At 43.5% G+C, this 490-nt stretch carries 1 protein-coding gene and 1 pseudogene; both read left to right on the top strand.

What is annotated here, in order from left to right; genetic code table 11:
* Window positions 1-324, top strand: a 324-nt coding sequence (locus A3738_RS09820) for a cyclic pyranopterin monophosphate synthase MoaC (RefSeq protein WP_304440093.1), incomplete at its 5' end; no start/stop codon positions are given.
* A 56-nt stretch (window positions 325-380) separates the two neighbouring features.
* Window positions 381-490, top strand: a pseudogene (locus A3738_RS31915) (GTP 3',8-cyclase MoaA); the annotation flags it as partial.

Below are 490 nucleotides of genomic sequence, written 5' to 3' on the forward strand. Positions count from 1 at the left end.
TTAGCAGTGTGCCGAGTTGCAGGTATTATGGCAGCTAAAAAGTGTTCTGAACTTGTCCCCTTGTGCCATGGTTTAAATTTAAGTGCTGTGAGCATTGATTTTGAGCCGCAAGACGTCAACGATTCGGCGCGCTTACGCATTGTTAGTACATGTAAGTTGAATGCGCAGACAGGTGTTGAGATGGAAGCGTTGACAGCTGTTAGCGTTGCTGCGCTGACTGTTTATGACATGTGTAAAGCTGTTGATAAAGCGATGCAAGTTAATGGCGTTCGATTGTTAGAAAAGCATGGCGGTAAGAGCGGCAGTTACTACGCAGACAATTAAATGCACTGCCAGTAATGGCATTAAAACACACGACGGTTCGAAACTAGAGACAATCTATGACTCAGACTAATCAAACGAATACAGCGCTAGTTGATCCTTTTGGACGAAAGATTAACTATTTGCGTTTGTCAGTTACTGACCGTTGTGATTTTCGCTGTGTTTACTG

Source organism: Oleiphilus sp. HI0066, assembly GCF_001635725.1.